Here is a 25,560-nt window from a genome sequence, read left to right as displayed (position 1 = left end):
GGCGAAGCCGCCACCCGGCTCGTTTACAGCGTCGGCTCCTGCGGAGGGAGCGGCGAAGCGGGCGGCGACAATACCTGATACGTCTGCACCGGCGCTCTCACGTTCGCCAGATCGAAGTGTTTTTTCACCATGCTGTCGAGGGCGAAGCGCACCGTCCACTGCTTCAGCGGCTGGGTGGTGAACGACACGCGCAGGGTAAAGGCAGTGTTCGTCAGCCCGACGATGCCCGCGAACGATGGTTCACCAATCACCAGCCCGCGAATATCCTCCATCTCCATCAGTTCGTTCACCGCATCCCGCAGCGCCTGCTTCGCCTTATCTGCATCTTCGTGACGATCGACATCATAATTCGCCACCACCGAACCAATGCCGCGCACAAAGTTGGCAAAGGTGGTGATCGATGACCACGGAATAATGTGGTACGCGCCGGTATCCTGACGCACGCCGACGGAGCGAATGGACATCCTCTCGACCGTGCCGGTGAGCGGACCGATGGTCACCAGATCCCCGGTATTCATCCCGTTCTCAAACTGGATAAAAATGCCGGTGATAATATCCTTCACCAGCGTCTGAGAACCGAAGGAGATCGCCAGCCCCAGCGCACCGGCACCCGCCAGCAGCGGGGCGATATTCACGCCGATTTCCGACAGCACAATCATGATGGTGATGGTACTGATGATCACCGCCAGCGCGTTGCGGCACAGGGTTAGCAGCGTGCGGGCGCGGGCGCTCGGTAGCGGCCTGCCGTGGACATCCGACACCAGACGGTTTTCGATAAGGCTTGCCAGCAGCGTCCAGCCGACGGCGGAGAAAAACAGGATCAGCGCGATACGAATAAGAATATCAACGGTCTTTTCCCCCGCGCCGTTATGCAGCCAGTTCCAGAAATCAAACAGCCCCCACGCGTTCAGCAGCAGCATAATTGCCACGCAGACCGTCAGAATACGCGCCACCTTCAGGGATACGGTCATCCAGCCATTCACCCGCTTTTGCAGTTCCGGGTAGTTACGCTGAACCTGCGGCGACAGGGTGATCGTTTTCGACAGCCAGCGGGAAAGCAGGCCAGAGACAAAGGCCGCAATGCCGATAATCGCCAGGCTTTTGAACGTCGCCCCCATCATAAATTTCAGGCTATTGCCCGGGTCGAACAGGGAGAAGAAACAGAGCACAATAAAATAGGCGCTGGCCAGCCAGTGCCACACCAGCGCAAAGGCGCGAATAAAGAGGCTGAAAAAGGAGAGGGAGCGATCGGCCAGGTGCAGCAGGCTGTCGGTGATCGCTTTTTTATTGTGGAAGATGAGGTACAGCGCCCAGACGGTAATGCACAGCATGATCAGCACGTTCGCCAGCGCCCCGAACTGCACGTTAACCTGGTTGGAAATAATCGGCACGGCAACCAACAAGCCATAACCGATCAACCCGCTCAGCACGCTAAGCCGCACCGCCCAGTATTTGGCGCTCTGATCCGAAATGGCGAAGGGGCGAAGGTCCGGCACGCGCGGGCAGAAGATCAACCGCAGGAGGGCTTTAAAGAACTCAATCAGGGCAAACGCATTGAGGAACAGTCCCTGCTGAAACGCGATGGTTTTGTTTCCGGTATTAAGGCGGTCAGCCAGCAGCTGACCGACAAACAGCGTCAGGGCCAGCAGCAGCAAATCGATGACAAACGCCCCGGTAATCATTGCCGGAAGATGCAGCCAGCTGCTTTTATGCTGATTCTTTTTGCGTCCCCACTGTCCCATTTTCCGGTAAAGCGGCCAGACAGACAGGCGCAACAGCCAGTAAAAAATGAAGACGGCGCCAGCCAGAATAGCAAACTGGGTGGCGGCGGCGGAAAAGGTGTGAGGATTAAAAGGCTTATGTGAGGTGCCAACCAGGTTGCGATAGAGCTGGGCAAAACGCGACGACAGGGCTTCCCCGTAGCGGCGACTGATGTCGGTGACGTTTTCCAGCACCGTTTTTTCTTCTTCGGCTTCCGGCGGCGCAACAGCTGGAACCGGATCCTGAGGCGGCGTGGCGGCCACCTTCCTCAGCTGATCGATCAGCTCCTGCCGTGACGTGTCGTTCTCAAGCACGTCGGCAAGCGCGCCGTAAGCGGCTTTTTTCTTTTCAGCGTCTGGCTCTGGCGGCGCATTTTGCTGGCTGGCGGTGGCTCCGGTGGTGACGCCGGGAAGGGTTACAGCAAGTGATGGCGCGCTAAACAGGCTAAACAGTAGCAACAGGATCCACGGCACGGCGTCCTCCGACAAAAATATCGTGCAAAATGATAAGTATAGAGCGCGCGGAGCGGAGGGGAGTTTTTGGGAACAATCCGGCATAAAAAAGCCGGGCATGCCCGGCTCTGTGTGTGGTTATCAGGAGACGTGTTGCAGGAACTCCTGAAGGCGCTGGCTTGGTGGGTTCGCAATCAGCGTCTGCGGATTACCGTCTTCCGCGATGCGGCCCTTATCAATGAAGATCAGACGGGACGCCACTTTTTCGGCAAAGCCGATTTCGTGGGTAACGATGACCATCGTCATGCCTTCTTCCGCCAGATCCTGCATAACTTTCAGCACTTCGTGACGCAGCTCCGGGTCGAGAGCCGACGTTGGCTCATCGAACAGCATCATCTTTGGCTTCACCGCCAGCGCACGGGCAATGGCCACGCGCTGCTGCTGGCCGCCGGACAGCTCGGAAGGATAGTGGTGGGCACGCTCCGCCAGACCAACCTTCGCCAGCAGATCTTTTGCCAGCGCTTCCGCTGCCGCTTTGCTGGCCCCGCGCACGCGCAGAGGACCAAACATCACGTTTTCCAGCGCCGTGAGGTGCGGGAACAGGTAGAACTGCTGGAACACCATGCCCGCTTCCTGGCGGATCAGGCGCTCGTCCACTTTCGGATCGTTAACCTTCAGACCATCGACGATCAAATCGCCGCTGGTGATCTCCTCAAGCTTGTTAATGCAGCGCAGCAGGGTGGATTTACCGGAACCGGACGGCCCGATGATCACCACCACTTCGCCCTGCCTGATGTTCAAATCGATATTGTGCAACACCTGGGTTGGGCCAAAGTGCTTGGAAACGTTTTTAAATTCAATCACAGGATTTTCATCCTTCTTTCAAGACGACGCAGAACAAAGCTCAGGACAAGCGTGATAATCAGGTAGACAACGGCGACCGCACTCCAGATTTCCAGGGCGCGGAAGTTACCCGCGATGATCTCCTGGCCCTGACGGGTCAGCTCGGCCACGCCGATAACAATAAACAGCGAGGTGTCTTTGATGCTGATGATCCACTGGTTACCCAGCGGCGGCAGCATGCGGCGCAGCGCCAGCGGCAGGATCACGTGACGGATGGTTTCGCGACGGGAAAGACCTAACGCCAGGCCAGCTTCACTGAACCCTTTATGAATCGACAGCACCGCACCGCGGGTAATTTCCGCAATGTAGGCGCCGGAGTTGATCATGATGGTGACAACGGCGGCGCTGAACGGGTCAATGCGCAGGTCGGTGAAGGCCATCGGCAGGGCGAAGTAGATGAACATGACCTGCACCACAATGGGTGTGCCGCGGATCACTTCGATGAAAACCAGTGCGATGTGATTTGCAATCCAGCCACCGTAGGTGCGGGCGAAACCGGCGACAAGACCGATAATCAACCCGCCAACCAGACCGAGGACCGAAATCCACAGGGTCATTTTAGCGCCTTCAAGCAAGAGTGGAATGGCAGGCCAGATGGCGCTCCAGTCAAACTGCATGATGTATTCCTATATACCGTGGTGAAAAACGAAAAACGTAGGCCCGGTAAGCGTAAGCGCCACCGGGCGTTACAAACCTGAAGTCAGGTGAAATTATTTAGGCTCGGTACCGAACCATTTTTTGTAGATTTCGTTATAGGTGCCGTTCTCTTTCAGGGTTTTCAGCGCGCCGTTAACTTTGTTACGCAGGTCGTCGCTGCCTTTCGGGAATGCAATACCGTACTGCTGAGCTTCCAGAGAATCACCTACCGCTTTGAACTTGCCGTTACCGGCAGTTTTGATGAAGTAAAGGATGTTAGGCGTATCGTGCAGCACCGCATCCGCGCGGTTGGTGCCCAGTTCCATGTAAGCGTTGTCGATGTTCGGGAACTGACGCAGGTCTTTGGTTTTGATGTTGGCTTTCGCGTAATCAACTGAGCCAGTGCCGCTCTTCACGGCGACCACTTTACCGTCGAGATCTTTCACGCTTTTCACATCGTTGTTATCCGCTTTCACCATCACCAGCAGGCCGCTTTTGTAGTAGCCGTCAGAGAAATCGATGGCCTTTTTACGCTCTTCGGTAATGGTGATGCCTGCCAGCGCCAGGTCAACGTTTTTGGTTTGCAGTGCCGGGATAATGCCGCTGAAGTCCATTGGCTTCAGGGTGTAATCCAGTTTGAGTTCTTTTGCGACAGCGGCCCACAGATCCACGTCAAAACCAACGTATTTATCACCCTGTTTAAATTCAAACGGTACGAACGCCGTGTCCGTCGCCACAACCAGTTTGTCGGCAGCCTGCGAGGACACCGCAAACGCCAGGGTAAGTGCAGCCAGTGAAACTTTTAATACAGACTTCATAGCATTTCCTTTTATATCCACGGGGCGATCCCCTGCGAGAACCTCAGGCACAATGAAAAAATCGTGCCAATTTTACAAGCTGTTGTTTTGCAAAGGGGATGATGTCACGCATTGCACGAAAAGCGTGGCAATTCTGCCAGGTTGCACCAGAATGGAGCACCGTTTTGGTGCGCTTCGTTAAGGTCTTCTGACAGGGGGATATTTAGCGCAGAATCTGACGAAAAAACAATCTTCCGTTAACGGTTGTGTGAGGTGATTATTACATTTTATTCACTTTTGCGGCCGTTGCGGGCAAAAGTGCGCACCATAAATGTGCAAAACCCCCGCCAGGGGCGAGGGTTATTCGGAAAATCCGCAGGGATTATTCGATGTTGGACTCAATGAACCACAGGAACTGATCCAGGTCGCGTGATGCGGCAGTGAAGATATCAGCAGTATCTTCATCTTTGGCTTCGCCAATCGCTTTACGAACATCATTCGCCACAATCGCGTAGCGGTCCGCCAGCTCTTTCAGGTGATCCTGAACGGTATGGATATCCAGCGGATAGCTTTTCAATGGCGTTTTGCTGTTGATCACCTGTGTGGTACCCAGCGCCACGCCACCCAGCTGTACGGCACGTTCGGCCATGGTATCCAGGTGAGTCACCAGTGCTGTGCGGAAGCCATCCAGCATTTCATGAACGGCAATAAAGTTTGCACCGCGCATATTCCAGTGAGCCTGTTTGGTGATCAGCGAAAGATCGATGAACTGGACCACCTGGCGATTCAGCAGCTCAATGGTCGCTTTTTTATCGCTATCCGATACATCGTTACGGGTATAAAGCAGATTAGACGCTTTCGTTTTCACCAGTTTAGCGGTACTCATAATCTCATATCCTCTTGATGTTTGTGTCCCAGGTAATTACGGGACTAAGTATAGCACCGGATTTTTTCTCTGCGGTTTGGCTCTGCCTATTGGTTTAATAGTGAAAGTAAGATTGTATTATCAACTGATTGAAAAATAAGTAGTTTATTAAAGTTGATACAGATCAATCTTAATTCATTCTTCGGGAAGCCGGGCAGGTGAAATATTTTGGCAATACAAGATAGTTTGTAAGAAATTATTTGAAGTACTGACGAGGCGTATATTCTGCATGGCGGGTTAGCCATGCAGAATTTAAGGCCTAGTTGAGATCGATTTTTTGCACTTTAGGTTCCGGGCGCATGGTCAGGGTGGAGCCCATTGACGCCGCGATAATGGAACAGAGCGCCAGCGTTTGTACCAGGGTCAGGGTTTCACCGAGGAAAATCATTCCTGAGATGGCGGCCAGCGCGGGCTCCATGCTCATGAGCGTACCAAAAATGCGCGTGGGCAGGCGCGTCAGGGCGATCATCTCCAGAGAGTAGGGCAGGGCCGTAGAGAGAATGGCAACCGCCAGACCAACCGGCAGGATTGACCACTGCCATATTGAGTCTGTCGCTTGTGCCATTCCGATTGGGACAAAGATTACGGCGGCAATTAGTGAGCCTAAGGCGACCGTCGCGGGGCCGTGCTCTTCGCCCGCACGCTGGCCAGTGAGAATATACACCGCCCAGCATGCCCCCGCGCCCAGCGCCAGAGCTGCCCCTGTCAAATCGATTTGTGAAACGCTTTGCCCGAGCGGCAGCAGGAACCATAGCCCCAGCACGGCCAGTATGACCCAGATAAAATCTACCGGACGACGAGAAGAGAAGAGGGCAACCGCCAGCGGGCCGGTAAATTCAAGCGCGACCGCGATCCCCAGCGGGATAGTCTGAATAGAGAGATAGAACATGTAGTTCATCCCTCCCAGTGCCAGCCCATAAAAAAGCAAAGGCAGTCGCTGCTCCTTTTTAAACCGTAGCCGCCAGGGTTTAAAGATAACCACGAGGATCAGGGTGCCTAATGCGATACGCAGCGCCGTGACGCCGGGCGCACCAACCAGCGGAAACAGCGATTTTGCCAGCGACGCGCCGCTTTGTATGGACATCATCGCGATAAGTATGACTGCCACCGGCATCCAGACCGACGATTTACGGGGTAAACCTGGCATCCTTTCTCCTGTCAATTTTTGTCAAAAGAGGTAAAAGTGGCAGTGTAATGGAAATAAGCTGCGACGGTTGAGCTACTGTTGAAAAAAATCCAGGGAAAATCCGTAAAATGAGGAAAGGTTGATGCTTTTATCGCCTGAAAGATTAGGAATAATCTGGATGAACTTTCTGGCGATGACGCGCACTATTAGCGTTTGAAGGTGAAAATCTGGAGTTATTTTAACAAGATAGCTGGTGCTGGAAATGTTCTGTTACAGGAAAGGTCGCATTAGACATCGTGAATGACAAAGAGTTTCACAGATTTTTTTGATATATTTAAAACTTACGGACTTACTTGAAGCACATTTGAGGTGGTTATGAAAAAAATTGCATGTCTTTCAGCACTGGCAGCTGTTCTGGCTGTTTCCGCAGGTACCGCTGTAGCGGCAACTTCTACTGTAACTGGTGGTTACGCTCAGAGCGATATGCAGGGCGTGATGAACAAAACCAACGGTTTCAACCTGAAGTACCGTTACGAGCAAGACAACAACCCGCTGGGTGTGATCGGTTCTTTCACTTACACCGAGAAAGATCGTACTGAAAATGGCTCTTACAATAAAGGTCAGTACTACGGCATCACCGCGGGTCCTGCTTACCGCCTGAATGACTGGGCAAGCATCTACGGTGTTGTAGGTGTTGGCTACGGTAAATTCCAGCAGACCGAAAACCAGGGTCTGAACCGTACTGCAAGCAACAGCGACTATGGTTTCTCCTATGGCGCAGGTATGCAGTTCAACCCAATCGAAAACGTTGCTCTGGACTTCTCCTATGAGCAGAGCCGTATCCGCAACGTTGACGTTGGCACCTGGATCGCGGGCGTAGGTTACCGCTTCTAATCACTTCGGTGAGCCAGTAAAAAATCCGCCCTTTGAGGCGGATTTTTTTGTTTGTACCCTCTCCCCGTGGGAGAGGGCCAGGGTGAGGGCATTAGCCCGCACGAAACGGCAGAAATTACTTACTCTTAATATCGAAAATATCCGTCCCAAGATGGTTATAGTCGACTTTCTGTAACTTAAAGTTGGTAATGTAAACTGGCGGGCCCTTCTTCCCGGAGATAAACGGGTAATCATTTTTTATCTCTTTCGCCTTAATCCCCGTCCACTGTGAGAAGAATTTCAGGAAATCGTTCGCGGAACGGCGCGCTTTTATAATGCGATGCGTTTTGTCATCACTCGACAGCACCATAAACGGTACCTGGAAGTTCTGCTGGAACTTGTCATCGTGGGCCAGATACTGCACCTCTTTTCCGCGCTCCTTAAACGCCAGGCCGTGGTCAGAGAAATAGACCATCGAGAAGCTGTCGCCGCTGTTGCGCAGCTGCCCGTACAGCTTGCTGAGCAGATCGTCGGTTTGCGTCATGGTGTAGAGGTAGCAGGACGTCTCTTTGGATTGCACAAACTCCGCATATTTTCCCCCGGTACGATCGCATGCCTGCGGGTGTGACCCCATCAGGTGCAGGACAATCAGCTGCGGCTGGGTGCGCTGGGTGGCAAAGACCTGCGCCGTCATTTTTAGCAACGCTTCATCTTTTGTGTTTTTATCGGCTTCGAAATCACCGCTTTTCAGGAACTGTACCTCGTCGGCACGCTTCGCGATGCTGGCGATGGCGGTATCATATTCGCCGATCTGTCCCTGGTTAGAGAACCACCATGTCTGAAAACCTGCCCGGTTGGCCAGGGTGACAAAATTATCCTGAAACTGCGGTTTTCCATCCACCACGCGGTTGAGCGTCAGACCGAGTGATTTCTGCGTCGAGCCGCTGGCCGCCACGTAGTCGGTAAACAGCGTACCGTTAACGGCGCTGGCAAACGGCGTGTTATCCCAGTGACCGCCAAACGCGCCGAGCGCATCGCGACGCGCGCTTTCTCCGATCACCACCACGTAGGTGTGATACTTCGGTTTCACCGCCAGCACGTTCCAGGTGTCTTTCATGGTGGAAAGCTCGGCCATACGTGCCTGCTCGTCGAGCACTTCCTCGTTATTCACCACCACGTCTTTGACGAAGCGAAACACCGGATACCCGGTATCTTTAAGCTTAAACACGCCGCCCCAGGCCAGATTTTGTACCGGCGCAACAAAAAACGTCACCACGCTAAAGGCCAGACACAGGCTTTCAATTTTACCCCATGCCTTTTTCCCGACGGGCTTACGGCGAACCGCAATCACGCCGAGGGCAAAAATGAAAAGGCCAACCACGTAGTTGTACCACGGAAAGATCGTCAGGATCTCTGTGGACTCTTCCATATTGGTGGAGTGGAGCGCCAGCAGGGTATTAAAGTTTGGCGCGCCATAGGCCTGGCCAAACGGGAAATAGGCGGCAGCAACCAGAGAACAGATCCCGATAAGCACCTTCTGCATGCGCGGTGCGCTTCGCCAGAGAAGGTGAAGAATACAGGTGAACCCGACGGCATAAAGCAGGCTAAAGGGGTAGCCAAGAGCAAAGTTAATCAACAGCGATTGCAAAAAATAGAATCCCGTCCACGGGCTTAAGCCCCGGCTGCGGGTAACAAGTGTATCAATCAGGGTTACGTTCATAGATCACTATCACGAAAACGCCATGTGCTCACCCTGGCGTCAAGGGTCAAAGCCTGCCGGACAGTGCGTGGAAAGGGAATGAGAGGTCCGCTTCAGCGAGCCGCAAATTGTGCAGGGCTGCAAGAAGATAGTGCGAGCGTGAATTAAGGTCAACAGTTGCTAAACAGATGTTTTGCGAAGGGGGCTGCAAATACGCAAAAATAATCGGGAACAGGCCAGCTTACAGCGAAAGTGTGACAGGAAAATGAAGCGGCGTACCGCGACGCCGCTTAGTGGGAAGAGTTGTCGTCCTGCTGGGGTTTGGCGTTAAACATATCGCACAGCATGTTCAACAGCATCAGGCGCACTTTAAAAGGAGAGTGGGTAAACACGTTCATACACCTCTTGAATTCATTCATAAGACCTCCTGATTCATGATCCCTTCGATCCGTGAAGGGTGACTGCATTACATACAGATATAGCACAGGCTATATTGTATAGCTATGGCTAATTCGTTAATTTTTTGTGCTTGTAGAGCTATGGTTTACAATGTGCGCTCCGTTACAGGGCGCTGGAAGCGTCAACCCCATTGAGGAAGCACAATGAACCGTCGCGCAGGTAAGCCAACAACAAAAAAAACGACGCAACTGGTGAACGTTGAAGAGCATGTGGAAGGCTTCCGCCAGGTGCGCGAGGCGCATCGCCGGGAGCTGATTGATGATTATGTCGAACTGATCTCTGATCTGATTCGTGAGGTTGGAGAAGCGCGCCAGGTGGATATGGCCGCACGCCTTGGGGTGTCGCAGCCAACCGTTGCCAAAATGTTAAAACGTCTGGCGTCGGTCGGGCTGATCGAGATGATCCCCTGGCGCGGGGTGTTTCTCACCGCTGAAGGCGAAAAACTGGCGCAGGAGAGCCGCGAGCGCCATCAGATCGTCGAGAATTTTTTACTGGTGCTGGGCGTCAGCCCGGAAATTGCCCGTCGGGATGCCGAAGGTATGGAACACCACGTCAACGAAGAGACGCTGGTGAAGTTCCGCGAATTTACGCTCAAATACGGTCCCTCCGCTGAATGAACATCCCCGGCTTGCAGGCCCTGAAACGCGATCGCTTTTTCCATCTTTTACTTATCACTGGCGTTGGGCTCAGCGTCTTTGTGCCCTTCACGCCGCACACCTGGCCGGCGGCCATAGACTGGCGCACCATTATTAGCCTGAGCGGTTTGATGATGCTCACCAAAGGCGTGGAGCTGAGCGGCTATTTTGACGTGCTGGGGCGCAAAATGGTGCGCCGCTTCGCCACCGAGCGCAAGCTGGCCCTGTTCATGGTCTTTTCGGCGGCGCTGCTGTCGACGTTTCTCACTAATGACGTGGCGTTGTTTATCGTGGTGCCGCTTACGCTCACGCTGCGTAAGCTGTGTGAAATACCGGTTACCCGTCTGATTATCTTTGAAGCGCTGGCCGTCAATGCGGGCTCGCTGCTCACGCCGATCGGTAACCCGCAGAACATTCTGCTGTGGGGACGCTCCGGCCTGTCGTTTACCGCATTTACCGGGCAGATGGCGCCGCTGGCGCTGGCGATCGTGGCGTCGCTGCTGGCGGTGGGCTGGTTTGCTTTCCCGAATAAATCGTTGCAGTACCACAGCGGTACAACCGGCCCCCAGTGGCAGCCGCGTCTCGTCTGGAGCTGCCTGGGGCTGTATATCGTTTTTCTTATCGCGCTGGAGTTAAACCAGGCGCTGGCTGGCGCTCTGTTGGTGGCGTGCGGCTTCCTGTTCCTCGCCCGGCGGGTGCTGGTGAGCGTTGACTGGACGCTGCTGCTGGTGTTTATGGCGATGTTTATTGACGTCCATCTGCTGATCCAGCTCCCGGTATTGCAGAACGTTCTCCATAGCGTCAGCGGTCTGTCGCAGCCGGGATTATGGCTGACGGCGATTGGTCTCTCGCAGGTGATCAGTAACGTGCCGTCCACCATTTTGCTGCTTAACTATGTTCCCCCTACGGTACTGCTGGCGTGGGCGGTCAACGTCGGCGGCTTTGGGCTGCTGCCCGGCTCGCTGGCTAACCTCATCGCCCTGCGGATGGCCAACGATCGCCGCATCTGGTGGCGCTTCCATTTATGGTCAATCCCGATGCTGCTCTGGTCAGCGGCGGTCGGTTTCGGACTATTCCTTCTCATATAGTGCGCAATTTGTCAGTTTTTCCTGGCAAATGTATAGCAACGTCCTAGCTTTAGTGAACGGCATAGTGTGATGCCGCTCACTGACAGGACCGTTGCTGAACTATGGCAGAAGATCAAAACCCACCTGCTGACGAGCAGGATCAAAACAATAACGAGCGCAAGCGCCCGGGGAAAAAACCGTTAATTATCCTTGGTATCGTGGTCATCGTGATGGTGATTGTGGCGCTGGTCTGGTGGTTTTTAACCCGTAACGAAGAGACCACCGACGACGCCTTCACCGATGGCGACGTAGTGACCATTGCCCCAAAAACGGCAGGCTACGTCACAGAACTTCGCGTACGGGATAACCAGCGCGTGAAAAAAGGGGATGTGCTGGTGGTGATCGATCCGCGTGATACCACCGCTCAGCGCGATCAGGCTCAGGCCCAGCTTGGGCTGGCGGTTGCGCAGTTGCATCAGGCCCAGGCGCAGCTGGCGCTCTCGAAGGTGCAATATCCCGCCCAGCGTGATGAAGCCAAAGCCCAGGTACTTAAAGCCCAGGCGGATATGGCCAACGCGCAGGCGGAGTACCGCCGTCAGCGCGGCGTTGACCCGCGCGCGACCACGCAACAAAGTATCGATGCCGCGAACGCTCAGCTGCGCAGTGCGCAGGCGGGGCTGGCCAGCGCCCAGGCGCAGCTGGAGGTGGCGGAGCAGGTCCAGCTGCAAATCCGCCAGCAGGAGACCAACGTCGAAGCCCGCGAACGCCAGGTCGATCAGGCCAGAGCGCAGCTGGAAACCGCCAACCTGAACCTCTCTTATACCGAAGTCCGCGCCCCGTGCGACGGTTTCGTCACTAAACGCAACGTCCAGCCCGGTACGCTGGTGCAGGCCGGCACGGCGCTGTTCTCGCTGGTTTCCCCGAACGTGTGGGTGGTGGCGAATTTCAAGGAGTCGCAGCTTGAGCGCATGAAGCCGGGCGACAAAGTGACCGTGTCCGTCGATGCCTGGCCGGATATGGAGCTGGAAGGCCATATCGACAGCATCCAGCAGGGCAGCGGCTCGCGCTTCTCCGCCTTCCCGTCGGAAAACGCCACCGGTAACTTTGTGAAGATCGTTCAGCGCGTACCGGTGAAAATCGTGATTGACAAAGGGCTGGATCCGAACAAGCCGCTGCCGCTGGGGCTGTCGGTTGAACCGAAGGTCACCGTGGAATGACGGATCACAGCCACGATAACTGGAAGCCCGCCAGTAACCCGTGGGCGGTGGCGATTGTGGTCACCCTGGCGGTGTTTATGGAAATTCTGGACACCACCATCGTCAACGTGGCGCTGCCCCACGTCGCGGGGTCGCTCTCGGCCAGCTATGACGAATCCACCTGGGTGCTCACCAGCTACCTGGTGGCGAACGGCATCGTGCTGCCGATTTCGGCCTTTCTCAGCCGCCTGTTTGGCCGCAAACAGTTCTTCCTGATCTGCATTGTGATGTTCACCATCTGCTCGTTCCTGTGCGGTATCGCCACCGAGCTATGGCAAATCATCCTGTTCCGCGTGATGCAGGGGTTCTTTGGCGGCGGGTTGCAGCCTACCCAGCAGTCGGTGCTACTCGACTACTTTAAGCCGGAGGACAGGGGCAAAGCCTTTGGCCTTTCATCCATTGCCATTATCGTCGCGCCGGTACTCGGCCCCACGCTGGGGGGCTGGATCACCGATAACTACTCCTGGCGCTGGGTGTTCTTTATCAATATCCCGGTAGGGATTGTGACGGTGCTGGCCATCTATCAGCTGCTGGAAGATCCGCCGTGGGAGAAAAAGTCGGAAGAGAAGCTCACCGTCGACTGGACTGGGATCGGCCTGATCGCCCTCGGTCTTGGCTGTTTGCAGGTGATGCTCGACCGGGGCGAAGATGATGACTGGTTCTATTCGAACTTTATCCGCACCTTCGCGGTACTGACGCTGGTCGGTATTATCGGCGCCATCTACTGGCTGATGTATGCCAGAAAGCCGGTGGTGGATCTGCATTGCATGAAGGATCGCAACTTTGCGATCTCCAGCCTGCTGATGGCGGGGATGGCGATGATCCTGTACGGCAGTTCGGTGGTTATTCCTCAGCTGGCGCAGCAGGATTTGGGCTATACCGCCACCTGGTCCGGGCTGGTGCTCTCGCCCGGCGCGGTGCTGATTGTGCTGACCATCCCGCTGGTGCTGAAGCTAATGCCGGTGGTGCAGACGCGCTGGATCATCGCCTTCGGCTTTACCTGCCTGGCGGTGTCGTTCTTCTGGTCCCGCACGCTGACGCCGGATATCGATTTCGAAACGCTGGTGCTGTTCCGCAGCGCCCAGTCGATTGGACTGGGGTTCCTGTTTGTGCCTCTGACCACCATCGCCTTTATCTCGATCCCGAGGCGGCTTAACGCCGACGCGGCGGCGCTGTTTACCATGTTCCGCAACGTGGCCGGCTCGATTGGGATTTCGCTCTCGACGGCGGCGATCACCGAGCGCTCGCAGGCGCACAGCGCGCATCTGGCCTACCACGCTTCGCCGTTTAATGAGCAGTTCCAGCTGGAGATACGCGAAAGCGCCCAGGCGATCCAGAACTTCACCACTCAGGTGGGCGATCCGACCGGCATTGCCACCGGGCGGATGTACCAGACGATGATCGAGCAGTCGCGCTTTCTGGCCTACATCGACGTCTTCACCATTCTGAGCGCGGTGGCCTTATTACTGATTCCGTTTTGTTTGTTGCTCTCGCCGGTTAAGAGCGAGGGGAGTGCAGGAGCACACTGATGATACACAGACGTTTACACCCCCTGATGATAATGATGCTGCTGGTGGGTTGCGCCGTCGGGCCGGACTACCAACAGCCAGCACCGCCCGCTACCACGCACTGGAACGATAAGGGCGACAGCGCGGTGAAATCGCAAACTTCCTCCGCCGCCACTAACCCGCGCTGGTGGAAAACCTTCGGCTCGCCGCAGCTCGACAGCCTGATTGAACGCGCCATCGCCGGGAATCTGACGCTACAGCAAACGGTATTACGCATTGCCGGCGCGCGCGAACAGATTAACCAGGCCGGCGGGGCGTTTTTCCCGTCGGTGAATGGCAATGTGCAGGCGACGCGCCAGCAGCTTGGGCTGGAAGGGGAGCTGAAATCCCACGGCGTGTACGACCAGTTGAATAATGTCGATCCTGAACTGCGGGGCGCGTTAGGCCCGCTGACGCAGCCGATTAACCTCTATCAGGGCAGCTTCGACGCCCAGTGGGAAATCGACCTGTGGGGCAAGGTGCGCCGTCAGGTAGAAGCGGCCGAGGCGCAGCAGCGGGCAGCGATCGAGCAGCGTAACGATGTGCTGGTCTCGCTGGAAGCCGAAGTGGCGCGGGCGTGGCTACAGCTGCGTGGGGCGCAGAGCATCATTGCCACGCTTAATACGCAAATTGAAAGCGCACAGCAGACGCTGGATCTGACCGAAAGCCGCCAGCGGGGCGGGCTGTCGCCGCAGATGGACGTGGAGAACGCCCGGGCGCAGCTGGGCAACCTTGAAGCGCAGCTGCCGCAGTATCAGGCGCAGGAACGCCAGGCGATGAACGGGCTGGCGATCCTCCTTGGCAAACCGCCGGGGGCGCTGGATGCCGAACTGCAATCCGTGCAGTCGATGCCTGCCCTGCCGGATATTGTGCAGACCGGTATTCCGTCCACCCTGGCGCGCCGTCGCCCGGACGTGCGCGAAGCGGAGGCGAATCTCCATGCCGCCACGGCGCAGATTGGCGTCTCGGTGGCAGAGCTGTTCCCGAGCTTTACCCTCTCCGGGCAGTTTGGCTTGCGCAACAGCGAATCCAACTGGCTAACCGACTGGAGCAGCCACTTCTACAGCTTTGGCCCGCAGGTTTCCATACCGATTTTCCAGGGCGGTCGGCTGGTCTCCAGCGTTAAGGTGGCGCGCGCGCAGCAGGGGGCGGCGGTGCTGGACTATCGTCAGACGGTGCTGACGGCGCTCGGCGACGTTGAAAACGCGCTGGTGAGCTATCGCACCGACCAGCAGCGTGAAGCGGGCCTGGCGAAAACCATCGACGCGCTGCAAAACGCCTTTGATCTCGCCAGCGACAGCTACCGGCAGGGGATCGCCAGCTTTATTGACGTGCTGGACGCCCAGCGTCAGCTCGCTCAGGCCGAACAGCAGCGGGCGCAGGCGCAGGTGCAGAGCGCGCTTGATCTGGTGGCGCTCTACAAAGCCCTCGGCGGCGGCTGGGAGCCGTATCAGCAGGTGCGGCTGCCAGACTACAGCGTCTTTGGCGACGCCCCGCGCGGATAATCTTTTAACAGCGATGACTCTGGCCGGATCCGCGCAGCGAATCCGGCCTTTTTATTGGGCGCGAAATTAATATTTTGGCCGGACAAATTTAAGCATTATTTAACCAACATCAGGTTAATGACTGGCACAATAATTCCGTTCTTACTTACTTAAGGGAACTAAGAATGAGTTGGAATAAAGATGTTGCTGTTTCGTATCTCCGTTCACACGCGCTGGGGCACTCTCATAGTGAATGTGCTAAGTTTACCCGTCTGGCGATTCTGGCTGGAGGTGTTAAGGTGCCTAATACAGATTATGCAAAAGATTATGGGGCGGAATTATTACGTGCTGGATTCCGTGAGCTGCCGCCCGGTTCGACTTTAATAGCTGGCGATGTGGCTGTGATACAGCCTTATCCCGGAGGAAACGGCATAGGTCACATGACTATGTATGACGGCACGCAGTGGATTTCTGATTTTGTTCAAAAAAGCATGTATCCGGAGCCTGGGTACCGCAAAATGCAACCATCCTTTAAAATTTACAGGATGCATTGATGAAAAGGATATTTTTATCAGTCGCTATGTTGCTGGTGGGATGTAGTTCTGCTGCCAGTCAAGATCAGAGTGCGAAAGATACTACCGAATCATTTTATAAATCCTATCTTTGTGCATTCGGCAGTAATGAAGCCAGGCCCTATCCTGCCGACGAACTGCGTAAATATGTTTCTGCTGATACTATTGCTCGCATTGGTGCTATTCAGGAAATCCCGGAACAAGAATTAATAGAGTCTGACTATTTTACGTATACCCAGGATTACGCCCGCGAATGGATACCTGCGTTACGGGTGGAAAACGTAAGGCCATTTTTAAACGGGGAAGTAGTCCAGGTGATGGAAGGGGCAGGTGGCGGGAGGAGCATTCACCTTGAAGTATTTCTTCGTCGTGAAGATGATGCATGGAAAATCTACCGCGTTCGTGACTTAACGAACAATCACGAGCATCCCATATTCAATGCCGGAGCAATTGCCCAGGCAAAAGTTGCAGCCGAAAGCGGGCTTTAAACGTTAAACAGGAACTTAGCCTCGGCAACTGCCGGGGCTTTTTATTTCCATCAACCTCACAAAAAACGATCCACACCTTTGATCGACATTTCATCTTCGCCTATATGACTAATCATGAAATTTAAATGACTAGTCATATTAGGAGCAACCATGAACAAATCACTGCCAGCCAACTTTTTATGGGGCAACTCGGTATCCAGCATGCAGACGGAAGGGGCCTGGAATGAGGGCGGGAAGGGGATGTCGGTGTATGACATTCGGGAAGCCGGTGAAAACATCTCTGACTGGAAAGTGGCGACCGACTCCTACCACCGCTACCGGGAAGATTTCGACCTGATGCAGGATCTGGGCATGAACTGCTACCGCTTCCAGATCTCCTGGAGCCGCGTCTGCCCGCAGGGTGACGGCGAGTTCAACGACGAAGGTATCGCGTTTTACGACCGCTTTATTGACGATTTGCTCGCCCGCGGTATCGAGCCGATGGTCTGTCTCTACCACTTCGATATGCCGCTGGCGCTGGCGCAGGAGTACAACGGCTTCAACGATCGCCGCGTGGTGGACGCCTTTATCCGCTACGGCAAAAAGATGATCGACTGCTTCGGTGACCGGGTGAAGTACTGGCTGACCTTCAACGAGCAGAACATTTTCCATATGCCGGAAGCTTTTCGCATTTCCGGTTACATGAAAGGTGAGCAAACCCTGCGCGAGCTGTATGAGCTTCAGCACCATGCGATGGTGGCGCACATGACTCTGACCGAATACCTGCACCAGACTAAGCCGGGCAAGCTGATGGGCGGCATGCTGGCGCACCAGCTGATTTATCCGGCCACCTGCAAACCGCGCGATATCTTCTGCGCCCAGCAGTACGACGAATTCCTCAACCAGAACCTGCTGCGCGTCTTCGCGGGCCAGGGCTACAGCCCGGCGGTAATGGCGGTGGTGGAGCAGGAGGGCTTCGGCGATATCTACCGCGCAGACGATCTCGCGCTGTTTGCGCGCACGAAGAACGACTTTATGGCCTTCAGCTACTACGCCAGCAAAACGCTGGACAGCGATGCCATCCCGGAAGGCACGCCGGTTAACTATTACCTGCTGCACGGCGAGAAAAACAATCCGTACCTGAAGGCCACCGAGTGGAACTGGCAGATCGATCCGCTGGGCTTTCGCACCATCATCACCCGCTACGCCAACGACTGGCGGATGCCGGTATTCCCGATTGAGAACGGTATTGGGGTGATTGAGTCCTGGGATGGCGTGAATCCGGTTGAGGACACCTACCGCATCGACTACCACCGGGCGCACATCGAGGCGATGAAAGCGGCAATATTCGAGGATGGGGCAGAGGTGATGGGCTATCTCGGCTGGGGGTTGATTGACATTCTCAGCTCCCAGGGTGACATGCGCAAGCGCTACGGCGTGGTCTACGTCAACCGTGAAAATCACGACCTGAAAGACCTGAAGCGCGTGCCGAAGAAGAGCTACGCGTGGTTAAAACAGGTTATCCATACCAACGGACGCGAGATGTAAGCCGTACGCTGCCGGGCCGTTTTTGTGACTGATTAATGGGAACACTCCGCTATGTCTGAAACAAAAATAACACCGCACATGCAGTCTTTTGTCGATAAATTTGTAGAGTTCTCGGCGCGCCTGGCAAACCAGGTGCATCTTCGCTCCCTGCGCGATGCCTTCGCCACGGTAATGCCGATTTTCATCCTTGCCGGTCTGGCGGTGCTGGTGAATAACGTGGTGTTCCCGTGGATTTTTGCGGGCGACACGCTTACGCAATTTAAGGTGTGGGGCGAGGCGATTATCAACGGCACGCTGAACATCGCCGCGCTGCTGCTGGCCCCGATGATCGCCTGGTCGCTGGCGCGTAACAAAGATTTCGACAATCCGGTCTCGGCAGTGGTTATCGCCGTCAGCAGTTTCATTATCATGATGCCGATGCGCTTACAGATTACCCCCGTCGGCAGCGACGCCACGGTGAACGTCACCCAGGTGCTGACGTTCGCCAACATTGGCTCCACCGGGATTTTCGCCGGGGTGCTGATTGGGCTGCTCTCAACCGAGCTGTTTATCGCCATTTCACGGCTCAGAGCACTGCACATTTCGCTCGGGGAGAACGTACCGCCAGCGGTGAGCAAATCCTTTACCGCGCTGATCCCGACGATCCTCACGCTCTCCCTGTTTGCGGTGCTGGCGGCCATACTGGCAAACGTTCTACACACGGACCTGATCCATCTCATTACGACCTTTATCCAGCAGCCGCTGCGGCTGATCAACACCAGCCTGCCGGGGACGATTTTCATCTACAGCTTCGGTAACTTTCTGTTCACCCTCGGTATTCATCAGTCAGTCGTTAACAGCGTGGTGCTGGAGCCGTTCCTGCTGATCAACACCAACGAGAACATGCTGGCCTTCGCCAACGGTCAGCCGATCCCGCATATCATCAACAACATCTTTGTGCCGACCTTTGGCATGGTGGGCGGGACGGGCAGCACAATCTCATTGCTGATCGCTATCTTCATCTTCTCAAGACAGAAATCAGCGAAGCAGGTGGCGCGTCTGTCGCTGGCGCCGGGTCTGTTCAACATCAACGAGCCGGTGATTTTCGGCCTGCCGATAGTCTTTAACCTGCCGCTTATGATCCCGTTTGTGCTGCTGCCTGCTATCGGGATTTACTTTGCGTGGCTCTGTACCACGCTGGGGTTCATGTCGCGCTGCGTGGTGATGATCCCGTGGACGACCCCGCCGATCCTCAGCGCCTGGCTGGCGACGGCGGGGGACTGGCGGGCGGTGGTGGTGCAGTTGGCAATCATCGTATTTGGTGTATTCTTCTACCTGCCTTTCCTCAAAGTTGCCGAGCGAGTGGCTTTAAAAAACAGCGGGACAGAACACTAATTTAAGGAAGGACGATGGCGGCGAAGTACATCACCATAGCGCGGGAAATTAAAAAACGCATCATCAGCCAGCAGTACGCCGCCAATGAACCGCTGCCGGACCAGTTCGCGCTGGCGGCGGAGTTCAGCACCAGCCGGATGACCATTCAGCAGGCGATGCGTCAGCTGATTGTCGAAGGGCTGGTCTATACCCGACAGGGGCAGGGCACGTTCATCCGCAAAAATTTCCTCCAGCTTTCCCAGTGGGATCTCTCCGGCAGCGACTACTTTGGGGCGACCAAAACCTGGGAACATTTAGGCACGGTGACGAGCCAGGTGGTGCACTTCGAACTGCGCTTCCCGAACGAGAAAGAGCAGGCATCGCTGATGATAAATCCGGATACGCCGATCTATGACTTTATCCGTCTGCGTTTACTGAACGGTGAGCCGATGTCTCTGGACGCCACGGTAATGCCGCTCAATCTGGTCCCCGGTCTGAACAAAACCCATCTTGAAAGTTCGGTATTCCGGTATGTACAGGAGACGCTGGGGCTGAAGATCATGGGATCGTATCGGGTGGTGCGGGCGCTGAAGCCCAGTGCGCTGGATATGCAGCACCTTGTCTGCGAGCCAACCGACCCGGTGCTGGAGGTAGAGCAGGTGATCTATCTGGAAGATGGTACGCCGCTGGAGTACGCCCATTGTCACTATCGCTATGACCATGGCGGCATCGTTATCGTGAATAACGGATAAAAAAAAGCGGACTTCAAGGTCCGCTTTTTTAATTATCACGATTAGTTTAAACGCACCGGCATACCGGAACGGTTCTGAATCGCCTGGTCAACGATGGTCGTGTCAACATCCGCCTGAGAGGTAACGGACTGCACCGCGCTGGTCAGCTTAATCGGTACGATTTCGTTGTTGTTGATCTGATCTTCGCTGGTGGACAGCGGGTTATGCACTTCAATGTAACGGCTGCCGTCCGGCTCTGACGTCGCTTTCACCGGTTCGTTAATGAACTGCACGCGCGTACCAACCGGCACGTTATCGAACAGGAATTTGATGTCTTCATTACGCAGACGCACGCAGCCGTGGCTTACGCGCAGGCCGATACCGAAGTTGGCGTTTGTACCGTGGATGGCATACAGACGACCAATGTACAGCGCGTACAGACCCATAGGGTTATCCGGGCCGGCAGGCACAACGGCTGGCAGCGGTTCACCGGCAGCAATGTACTCAGCGTGCATTTTGGCGGTCGGCGTCCAGGTTGGGCCCGCTTTCTTACGCTCCACTTTGGTGGTCCAGTTCAGCGGGGTGTCTTTACCCAGTTGACCGATACCGATAGGCAGAACGATCACGGTGTTGGTGCCTTTCGGGTAGTAATACAGACGCATTTCGGCGCTGTTAATTACGATACCTTCGTGCACGGTATCCGGCAGGATCAGCTGCTGTGGAATGTTGAGTACGGTACCCGCTTTCGGCAGATACGGGTCAACGCCCGGGTTCGCTTCCAGCATGTTAGACAGGCCGAGCTGATACTGCGCCGCGAAGTATTCCAGCGGCTGAGTGTTACCTTCCGGCACCGTCACCACCTGGTTTTCACCCACCAGACGGCTTCCGTCTGTCGGCAGGGGATACGTCACCGCAGACGCGGTCTTACAAAAACCTACTACGGCTAACGCCGCCGCAAAAAGCGTTGTTAATTTCATGTTCATGTTATGCGAGGTATCTAAGCCATTCTGGCGATGAGTTGATAAGTCTGAATCAGTAATGGGAGCGCATTATATGTGCATTCCCGTTAACTGGGAATTCAGATGTGTACGAAATCACATTTTTTTCGATTTTGTTAAAGTTTAGTGGATTACTGCAACACGGGATCTCAATTCGGAATTGTGGCATAATGCCGCGTTTATCACACTTTTCGCAGGAATCTCTCCGTGTTAGTTACCAGCAACGTCACTATGCAGTTTGGCAGTAAGCCGCTGTTCGAAAATATTTCCGTCAAATTTGGCGGCGGCAACCGTTACGGCCTGATTGGTGCCAACGGTAGCGGAAAATCCACCTTTATGAAGATCCTCGGCGGTGACCTGGAGCCAACGCTCGGTAACGTGTCGCTCGACCCTAACGAGCGCATCGGTAAGCTGCGTCAGGATCAGTTCGCCTTCGAAGAGTTCACCGTGCTCGACACCGTGATCATGGGGCATGCGGAGCTGTGGGAAGTGAAGCAGGAGCGCGATCGTATATACGGTCTCGCTGAGATGAGCGAAGAAGACGGTTACAAAGTGGCCGACCTGGAAACGCAATACGGCGAAATGGACGGCTACTCTGCGGAAGCGCGTGCGGGCGAACTGCTGCTGGGCGTCGGCATTCCTGTTGAACAGCATTATGGTCCGATGAGCGAAGTTGCGCCAGGCTGGAAGCTACGTGTGCTGCTGGCGCAGGCGCTGTTCTCTAACCCGGACATCCTGCTGCTCGACGAACCAACGAACAACCTGGACATCGACACCATCCGCTGGCTGGAGCAGACGCTGAACGATCGCGACAGCACCATGATCATCATTTCGCACGACCGTCATTTCCTGAACATGGTGTGTACCCACATGGCGGATCTGGACTACGGCGAGCTGCGCGTTTATCCAGGCAACTACGATGAGTACATGACGGCGGCAACCCAGGCACGTGAACGTCTGCTGGCCGACAACGCCAAGAAGAAAGCGCAGATTGCGGACCTGCAATCCTTCGTCAGCCGCTTCAGCGCCAACGCCTCTAAGTCGCGTCAGGCGACCTCGCGTGCGCGTCAGATCGACAAAATCAAGCTGGAAGAGGTTAAAGCCTCCAGCCGTCAGAACCCGTTCATCCGCTTCGAGCAGGACAAGAAGCTGTTCCGTAACGCGCTGGAAGTGGAAGCCCTCACCAAAGGCTTCGATGAAGGCCCGCTGTTCAAAAACTTCAACCTGCTGCTGGAAGTGGGCGAGAAGATTGCCATCCTCGGCGCCAACGGCGTGGGTAAATCCACTATGCTGAAAACCCTGGTGGGTGAACTGCAACCGGACAACGGAACCGTGAAATGGTCTGAAAACGCGCAGATTGGTTACTACGCGCAGGACCATGAATATGAATTCGAAAACGATCTGACTGTCTTCGACTGGATGAGCCAGTGGAAGCAGGAAGGCGACGATGAGCAGGCGGTACGCAGCATTCTGGGGCGTCTGCTGTTCAGCCAGGACGACATCAAAAAGCCCGCCAAAGTGCTCTCCGGTGGTGAAAAGGGCCGTATGTTGTTCGGCAAGCTGATGATGGAAAAACCGAATATTCTGGTGATGGACGAACCGACTAACCACCTGGATATGGAATCGATCGAATCCCTGAACATGGCGCTGGAGATGTATCAGGGCACCCTGATCTTCGTCTCTCACGACCGTGAGTTCGTCAGCTCGCTGGCGACCCGCGTGATCGAAATTACGCCAGAGCGCGTGGTGGACTTCACCGGTAACTACGAAGATTACCTGCGCAGTAAAGGTATCGAGAGTTAAAAAATAGCCGGGTGGCGGCTTCGCCTTACCCGGCCTACATTTTATCCCCTCTCCCTGTGGGAGAGGGTTAGGGTGAGGGCTACAGGCCGCACTACACCACCCACTCGCCCCCTTCAACTCCATTCACCCGCAGCGTACGTTTTTCCTCCGCCGGTAATGATACCTTCAGCGCCTTCCATGCCGGACGATAGTCGCCGCGAGCGTTCACCTTCAGGTTGATACTTGCGCCATCACACACCATTTCCCATTCCACCCACAGCGCATTGCCGTTCAGGTAGCCCCAGCTTTCACCGTCGTCTTCAAACAGCAGCCCCGAGGTTGTGCCGACGCCTTTCACCGGGAACAGCTTCAGCTCACGGGTATCGTCTTTATCGGCGCTCACGTGACGGATGCGTTCGCTGAGCGGCAAACCGGCCCCGGCGCGCACCAGCAGCGGCAGTTTTTCCAGCGGCGCATCAAGGACGATCGCTTGCCCGCCCGCATACCACGCGTGGGTGTAAAAATCGTACCAGCCGGTTTCGTTATCCGGCAGCCAGACGCGGCGCTCGCGCTGCCCGGCTTCGACGACGCTGGCGACCAGCAGGTCGCGGCCCAGCAGGAAGTCGTCGCACTCTTCAAAGGTCTGCGCATCGTGCTCATGATCGAGGAAGGTCGGGCGCAGCATCGGTTCGTCGTCGGCGTGCGCCTGCCAGAGCAGGGTGTAAAGATACGGCAGCAGGCGGTAGCGCAGCTCAATCGCGCCGCGGATGGCAGGCGTGACGCCCGGATACATCCACGGCTCGTTCACCGTGTGGTCATCGTTCCACGAGTGAATGGTAAAGCGCGGGTGCATCACGCCGTTCTGCACCCAGCGCACGAACAGCTCAGCGTCCGGCTTGTCGCCGGAGAAACCGCCGACGTCGTGCCCGACGTTGAACAGCCCGGACAGGCTCATGCCCAGCCCCATACGGATGTTATAACGCAGGGTGTCCCAGTTGGTGCGGTTGTCGCCGCTCCAGGTCTGGACGTAGCGCTGCATCCCGGCGCAGCCGGAGCGGGAGATCAGATACGGACGTTTCTCCGGCGCAAAGCGCTGCTGGGCCTCCAGCGAAGCGCGCATCATCAGCAGCGGCATCACCGGGCGAATGTGCTTGATGGCGATCTCCTGGCCGAAGCCATAGCAGCGCGCTTCCCCGTCCCACACTTCATACTCGTTGTTGTCGTTCCAGGTGGAGTCGATGCCCATCTCCAGCAGCTGCGTGGTCACGCCGTTCTGCCACCACTGCACCGTCTGCGGGTTGGTGAAGTCGAGGTGCGATCCTTCGTCATCCCAGAAGCTGGAACGTTCAGGCGCATCGGTTTCTGAATCGCGAATGAACAGGCCGCGTTCCGCCACTTCGCTGTAGCGGGGATGATCCTGCAACAGACAAGGCTTGATGTTGGCCGCAAGCCGCAGCCCCGCGTCGTGGAACGCCTGGCTCATCACCTTCGGCTGCGGCACTTTGTCGTAGTTCCAGTTAAAGACGTAGCGCTTGCCGTTAATCGAGGTATAGCCGGAGGAGAGCTGGAACGAGTCGCACGGAATGGCATGCTCTTCGCACAGGCGAATAAAGTTCATCAGCTGATTCTGCGCGTCCGGCGCGTCGGTGTAGTGCATGGTTGAGCCGCTGTAGCCCAGGCTCCATTTCGGTCCGAACAGCGTTTTTCCGGTCAGGCGAACAAAGGCTTTAGTGACGTCCAGCACGCGCTTGCCGGTAAAGATGTAGTAATCGATATCGCCCGCTTCCGCCTGCCAGCGGCGGTAGGCGGTGTGATAGTTGTCGATCTCGTTACCCAGATCCAGCCAGCAGCTGCTCAGGTTATCGTAGAACAGACCGTAGCTCACGTCATCGCGACGGGTGAGGGTGAACGGGATGTGCTTGTACAGCGGATCGGTGCTGGCCGCGTTATAGCCCATCGCATCCAGGTTACGCATCTCGTAGCGTTTGCCGTTGCGCTGTAAATCGCCCGCTTTCTCACCCAGACCGTAAAAACGTTCATCATTACGGCGGCTGAGATAGTGCGCCACGCCGTCACCGTGGGCGTTCAGCAGGTAGGCGCTGGTCGGGCGGTCATTGACCAGCGGCTGCCACTCGCCCGCGTCATTGCGGTAGTGCCACTCCAGCCACAGCGGCTGGTGGACAGTGACGCGCAGCTGCTCGGTTGCCACGGTTAACGTATCGTCCTGCTGCGTCAGCGTCCAGGCGGGGCAGGAGAAGCCGCTGATATCGTCACGACGGCGACCTTCCCACGGCACGTCTTTTTCCGGTGCGATGCTCCAGGTGCGGTCCAGCGCCAGCTCGCCTTTACGCTTGATCAGCACGCGGAACAGGTTCTCTTCCAGCACATACAGGCACAGGCGGTGCTGGCTATCGACCAGCAGTTCCAGATGGTTTGCCGACTGCGTATCAAGGGTCCAGTTTTTCAGGGTTTTCATATGCAATACATCC

The 25,560-nt window shown here is 55.8% G+C and carries 22 protein-coding genes; 12 read left to right on the top strand and 10 right to left on the bottom strand.

Annotated features, from left to right (window positions below; all coding sequences use genetic code 11):
* Positions 1 to 23: 23 nt before the first annotated feature.
* From ybiO to rhtA, 6 genes are all read right to left on the bottom strand, one after another.
* Positions 24 to 2,234, bottom strand: a complete 2,211-nt coding sequence (ybiO, locus tag SK53_RS08595; protein WP_045331575.1) for a mechanosensitive channel protein — start codon at positions 2,232 to 2,234, stop codon at positions 24 to 26.
* 120 nt (positions 2,235 to 2,354) lie between these two features.
* A complete protein-coding gene (glnQ, locus tag SK53_RS08590) occupies positions 2,355 to 3,077 on the bottom strand; it encodes a glutamine ABC transporter ATP-binding protein GlnQ (RefSeq protein ID WP_003858465.1) in 723 nt (240 codons plus the stop codon).
* Positions 3,074 to 3,733 carry a glutamine ABC transporter permease GlnP gene (gene glnP / locus SK53_RS08585; protein ID WP_003858462.1) on the bottom strand — a complete coding sequence of 220 codons (660 nt, stop codon included), beginning with the start codon at positions 3,731 to 3,733 and terminating at the stop codon, positions 3,074 to 3,076. Before glnP ends, glnQ begins: the two co-directional genes overlap by 4 nt.
* A gap of 93 nt (positions 3,734 to 3,826) precedes the next feature.
* A complete protein-coding gene (gene glnH, locus SK53_RS08580) occupies positions 3,827 to 4,570 on the bottom strand; it encodes a glutamine ABC transporter substrate-binding protein GlnH (RefSeq protein WP_003858455.1) in 744 nt (247 codons plus the stop codon).
* A gap of 361 nt (positions 4,571 to 4,931) precedes the next feature.
* Positions 4,932 to 5,435, bottom strand: a complete 504-nt coding sequence (gene dps / locus SK53_RS08575) for a DNA starvation/stationary phase protection protein Dps (RefSeq protein WP_000100801.1) — start codon at positions 5,433 to 5,435, stop codon at positions 4,932 to 4,934.
* A gap of 298 nt (positions 5,436 to 5,733) precedes the next feature.
* Positions 5,734 to 6,621 carry a threonine/homoserine exporter RhtA gene (gene rhtA / locus SK53_RS08570; RefSeq protein ID WP_022650655.1) on the bottom strand — a complete coding sequence of 296 codons (888 nt, stop codon included), beginning with the start codon at positions 6,619 to 6,621 and terminating at the stop codon, positions 5,734 to 5,736.
* Between the two features lie 354 nt (positions 6,622 to 6,975).
* Here rhtA and ompX point away from each other — a divergent pair, with 354 nt between their 5' ends.
* Entirely contained in the window at positions 6,976 to 7,494 is a 519-nt protein-coding gene (gene ompX / locus SK53_RS08565; RefSeq protein ID WP_003858450.1) for an outer membrane protein OmpX, read from the top strand.
* 115 nt (positions 7,495 to 7,609) lie between these two features.
* Here ompX and SK53_RS08560 read toward each other — a convergent pair whose 3' ends face one another.
* Complete coding sequence (locus tag SK53_RS08560) at positions 7,610 to 9,193, bottom strand: phosphoethanolamine transferase (RefSeq protein WP_032608903.1); 1,584 nt, start codon at positions 9,191 to 9,193, stop codon at positions 7,610 to 7,612.
* A gap of 269 nt (positions 9,194 to 9,462) precedes the next feature.
* Entirely contained in the window at positions 9,463 to 9,591 is a 129-nt protein-coding gene (mntS, locus tag SK53_RS08555; RefSeq protein ID WP_017384915.1) for a manganase accumulation protein MntS, read from the bottom strand.
* 183 nt (positions 9,592 to 9,774) lie between these two features.
* Between mntS and mntR the strand changes: the two genes are divergently transcribed.
* The 10 genes from mntR to SK53_RS08505 all read left to right on the top strand — a co-directional run bounded on the left by mntR (position 9,775) and on the right by SK53_RS08505 (position 20,312).
* Positions 9,775 to 10,248 carry a manganese-binding transcriptional regulator MntR gene (mntR, locus tag SK53_RS08550; protein ID WP_048209064.1) on the top strand — a complete coding sequence of 158 codons (474 nt, stop codon included), beginning with the start codon at positions 9,775 to 9,777 and terminating at the stop codon, positions 10,246 to 10,248.
* Complete coding sequence (locus tag SK53_RS08545; protein WP_048209063.1) at positions 10,245 to 11,354, top strand: anion transporter; 1,110 nt, start codon at positions 10,245 to 10,247, stop codon at positions 11,352 to 11,354. Before mntR ends, SK53_RS08545 begins: the two co-directional genes overlap by 4 nt.
* Before the next feature lie 101 nt (positions 11,355 to 11,455).
* On the top strand, positions 11,456 to 12,550 hold the full coding sequence (locus SK53_RS08540) for an HlyD family secretion protein (RefSeq protein ID WP_048209062.1): 1,095 nt from the start codon (positions 11,456 to 11,458) through the stop codon (positions 12,548 to 12,550).
* Complete coding sequence (locus SK53_RS08535; RefSeq protein WP_048209060.1) at positions 12,547 to 14,118, top strand: DHA2 family efflux MFS transporter permease subunit; 1,572 nt, start codon at positions 12,547 to 12,549, stop codon at positions 14,116 to 14,118. The genes SK53_RS08540 and SK53_RS08535 overlap by 4 nt, the downstream gene beginning before the upstream one ends.
* Positions 14,118 to 15,641 (top strand): efflux transporter outer membrane subunit, encoded by a 1,524-nt coding sequence (locus SK53_RS08530; protein ID WP_048209059.1) that lies wholly within the window; start codon positions 14,118 to 14,120, stop codon positions 15,639 to 15,641. The genes SK53_RS08535 and SK53_RS08530 overlap by 1 nt, the downstream gene beginning before the upstream one ends.
* Before the next feature lie 164 nt (positions 15,642 to 15,805).
* The gene (locus SK53_RS08525; RefSeq protein WP_048209058.1) at positions 15,806 to 16,174 is read left to right on the top strand and encodes a hypothetical protein; all 369 of its coding nucleotides are present in this window, start codon (positions 15,806 to 15,808) and stop codon (positions 16,172 to 16,174) included.
* Complete coding sequence (locus tag SK53_RS08520) at positions 16,174 to 16,680, top strand: YqhG/Tai3 family protein (protein WP_048209057.1); 507 nt, start codon at positions 16,174 to 16,176, stop codon at positions 16,678 to 16,680. Before SK53_RS08525 ends, SK53_RS08520 begins: the two co-directional genes overlap by 1 nt.
* A 150-nt stretch (positions 16,681 to 16,830) precedes the next feature.
* The gene (locus SK53_RS08515; RefSeq protein ID WP_048209056.1) at positions 16,831 to 18,207 is read left to right on the top strand and encodes a glycoside hydrolase family 1 protein; all 1,377 of its coding nucleotides are present in this window, start codon (positions 16,831 to 16,833) and stop codon (positions 18,205 to 18,207) included.
* A 51-nt stretch (positions 18,208 to 18,258) separates the two neighbouring features.
* The gene (locus tag SK53_RS08510; RefSeq protein WP_048209055.1) at positions 18,259 to 19,581 is read left to right on the top strand and encodes a PTS sugar transporter subunit IIC; all 1,323 of its coding nucleotides are present in this window, start codon (positions 18,259 to 18,261) and stop codon (positions 19,579 to 19,581) included.
* Positions 19,582 to 19,595: 14 nt separating this feature from the next.
* Positions 19,596 to 20,312, top strand: a complete 717-nt coding sequence (locus SK53_RS08505) for a GntR family transcriptional regulator (protein WP_048209054.1) — start codon at positions 19,596 to 19,598, stop codon at positions 20,310 to 20,312.
* 41 nt (positions 20,313 to 20,353) lie between these two features.
* On the opposite strand, the gene ldtB is transcribed toward SK53_RS08505, so the two are convergent.
* Positions 20,354 to 21,274, bottom strand: coding sequence for a L,D-transpeptidase (ldtB, locus tag SK53_RS08500; RefSeq protein ID WP_003858435.1), 921 nt, complete (start codon positions 21,272 to 21,274; stop codon positions 20,354 to 20,356).
* Positions 21,275 to 21,496: 222 nt separating this feature from the next.
* Here ldtB and SK53_RS08495 point away from each other — a divergent pair, with 222 nt between their 5' ends.
* Positions 21,497 to 23,092 (top strand): ABC-F family ATPase, encoded by a 1,596-nt coding sequence (locus SK53_RS08495; RefSeq protein ID WP_003858434.1) that lies wholly within the window; start codon positions 21,497 to 21,499, stop codon positions 23,090 to 23,092.
* Positions 23,093 to 23,183: 91 nt separating this feature from the next.
* On the opposite strand, the gene SK53_RS08490 is transcribed toward SK53_RS08495, so the two are convergent.
* Positions 23,184 to 25,547 carry a glycoside hydrolase family 31 protein gene (locus SK53_RS08490; RefSeq protein WP_048209053.1) on the bottom strand — a complete coding sequence of 788 codons (2,364 nt, stop codon included), beginning with the start codon at positions 25,545 to 25,547 and terminating at the stop codon, positions 23,184 to 23,186.
* Between the last annotated feature and the right edge of the window lie 13 nt (positions 25,548 to 25,560).

Origin of the sequence: Enterobacter sp. MGH119, assembly GCF_001037675.1 — a bacterium.
GTDB classification, from domain to species: Bacteria; Pseudomonadota; Gammaproteobacteria; order Enterobacterales; family Enterobacteriaceae; genus Enterobacter; species Enterobacter hormaechei_C.
This window is presented reverse-complemented; position numbering and strand designations above follow the sequence as displayed.

What these genes read in the sequence shown, in the direction of transcription:
- glnP (WP_003858462.1), bottom strand. Translation starts at nt 3,733, where the DNA reads ATGCAGTTTGACTGGAGCGCCATCTGGCCTGCCATTCCACTCTTGCTT.
- glnH (WP_003858455.1), bottom strand. Translation starts at nt 4,570, where the DNA reads ATGAAGTCTGTATTAAAAGTTTCACTGGCTGCACTTACCCTGGCGTTT.
- dps (WP_000100801.1), bottom strand. Translation starts at nt 5,435, where the DNA reads ATGAGTACCGCTAAACTGGTGAAAACGAAAGCGTCTAATCTGCTTTAT.
- rhtA (WP_022650655.1), bottom strand. Translation starts at nt 6,621, where the DNA reads ATGCCAGGTTTACCCCGTAAATCGTCGGTCTGGATGCCGGTGGCAGTC.
- ompX (WP_003858450.1), top strand. Translation starts at nt 6,976, where the DNA reads ATGAAAAAAATTGCATGTCTTTCAGCACTGGCAGCTGTTCTGGCTGTT.
- SK53_RS08560 (WP_032608903.1), bottom strand. Translation starts at nt 9,193, where the DNA reads ATGAACGTAACCCTGATTGATACACTTGTTACCCGCAGCCGGGGCTTA.
- mntS (WP_017384915.1), bottom strand. Translation starts at nt 9,591, where the DNA reads ATGAATGAATTCAAGAGGTGTATGAACGTGTTTACCCACTCTCCTTTT.
- mntR (WP_048209064.1), top strand. Translation starts at nt 9,775, where the DNA reads ATGAACCGTCGCGCAGGTAAGCCAACAACAAAAAAAACGACGCAACTG.
- SK53_RS08545 (WP_048209063.1), top strand. Translation starts at nt 10,245, where the DNA reads ATGAACATCCCCGGCTTGCAGGCCCTGAAACGCGATCGCTTTTTCCAT.
- SK53_RS08540 (WP_048209062.1), top strand. Translation starts at nt 11,456, where the DNA reads ATGGCAGAAGATCAAAACCCACCTGCTGACGAGCAGGATCAAAACAAT.
- SK53_RS08535 (WP_048209060.1), top strand. Translation starts at nt 12,547, where the DNA reads ATGACGGATCACAGCCACGATAACTGGAAGCCCGCCAGTAACCCGTGG.
- SK53_RS08530 (WP_048209059.1), top strand. Translation starts at nt 14,118, where the DNA reads ATGATACACAGACGTTTACACCCCCTGATGATAATGATGCTGCTGGTG.
- SK53_RS08525 (WP_048209058.1), top strand. Translation starts at nt 15,806, where the DNA reads ATGAGTTGGAATAAAGATGTTGCTGTTTCGTATCTCCGTTCACACGCG.
- SK53_RS08520 (WP_048209057.1), top strand. Translation starts at nt 16,174, where the DNA reads ATGAAAAGGATATTTTTATCAGTCGCTATGTTGCTGGTGGGATGTAGT.
- SK53_RS08515 (WP_048209056.1), top strand. Translation starts at nt 16,831, where the DNA reads ATGAACAAATCACTGCCAGCCAACTTTTTATGGGGCAACTCGGTATCC.
- SK53_RS08510 (WP_048209055.1), top strand. Translation starts at nt 18,259, where the DNA reads ATGTCTGAAACAAAAATAACACCGCACATGCAGTCTTTTGTCGATAAA.
- SK53_RS08505 (WP_048209054.1), top strand. Translation starts at nt 19,596, where the DNA reads ATGGCGGCGAAGTACATCACCATAGCGCGGGAAATTAAAAAACGCATC.
- ldtB (WP_003858435.1), bottom strand. Translation starts at nt 21,274, where the DNA reads ATGAACATGAAATTAACAACGCTTTTTGCGGCGGCGTTAGCCGTAGTA.
- SK53_RS08490 (WP_048209053.1), bottom strand. Translation starts at nt 25,547, where the DNA reads ATGAAAACCCTGAAAAACTGGACCCTTGATACGCAGTCGGCAAACCAT.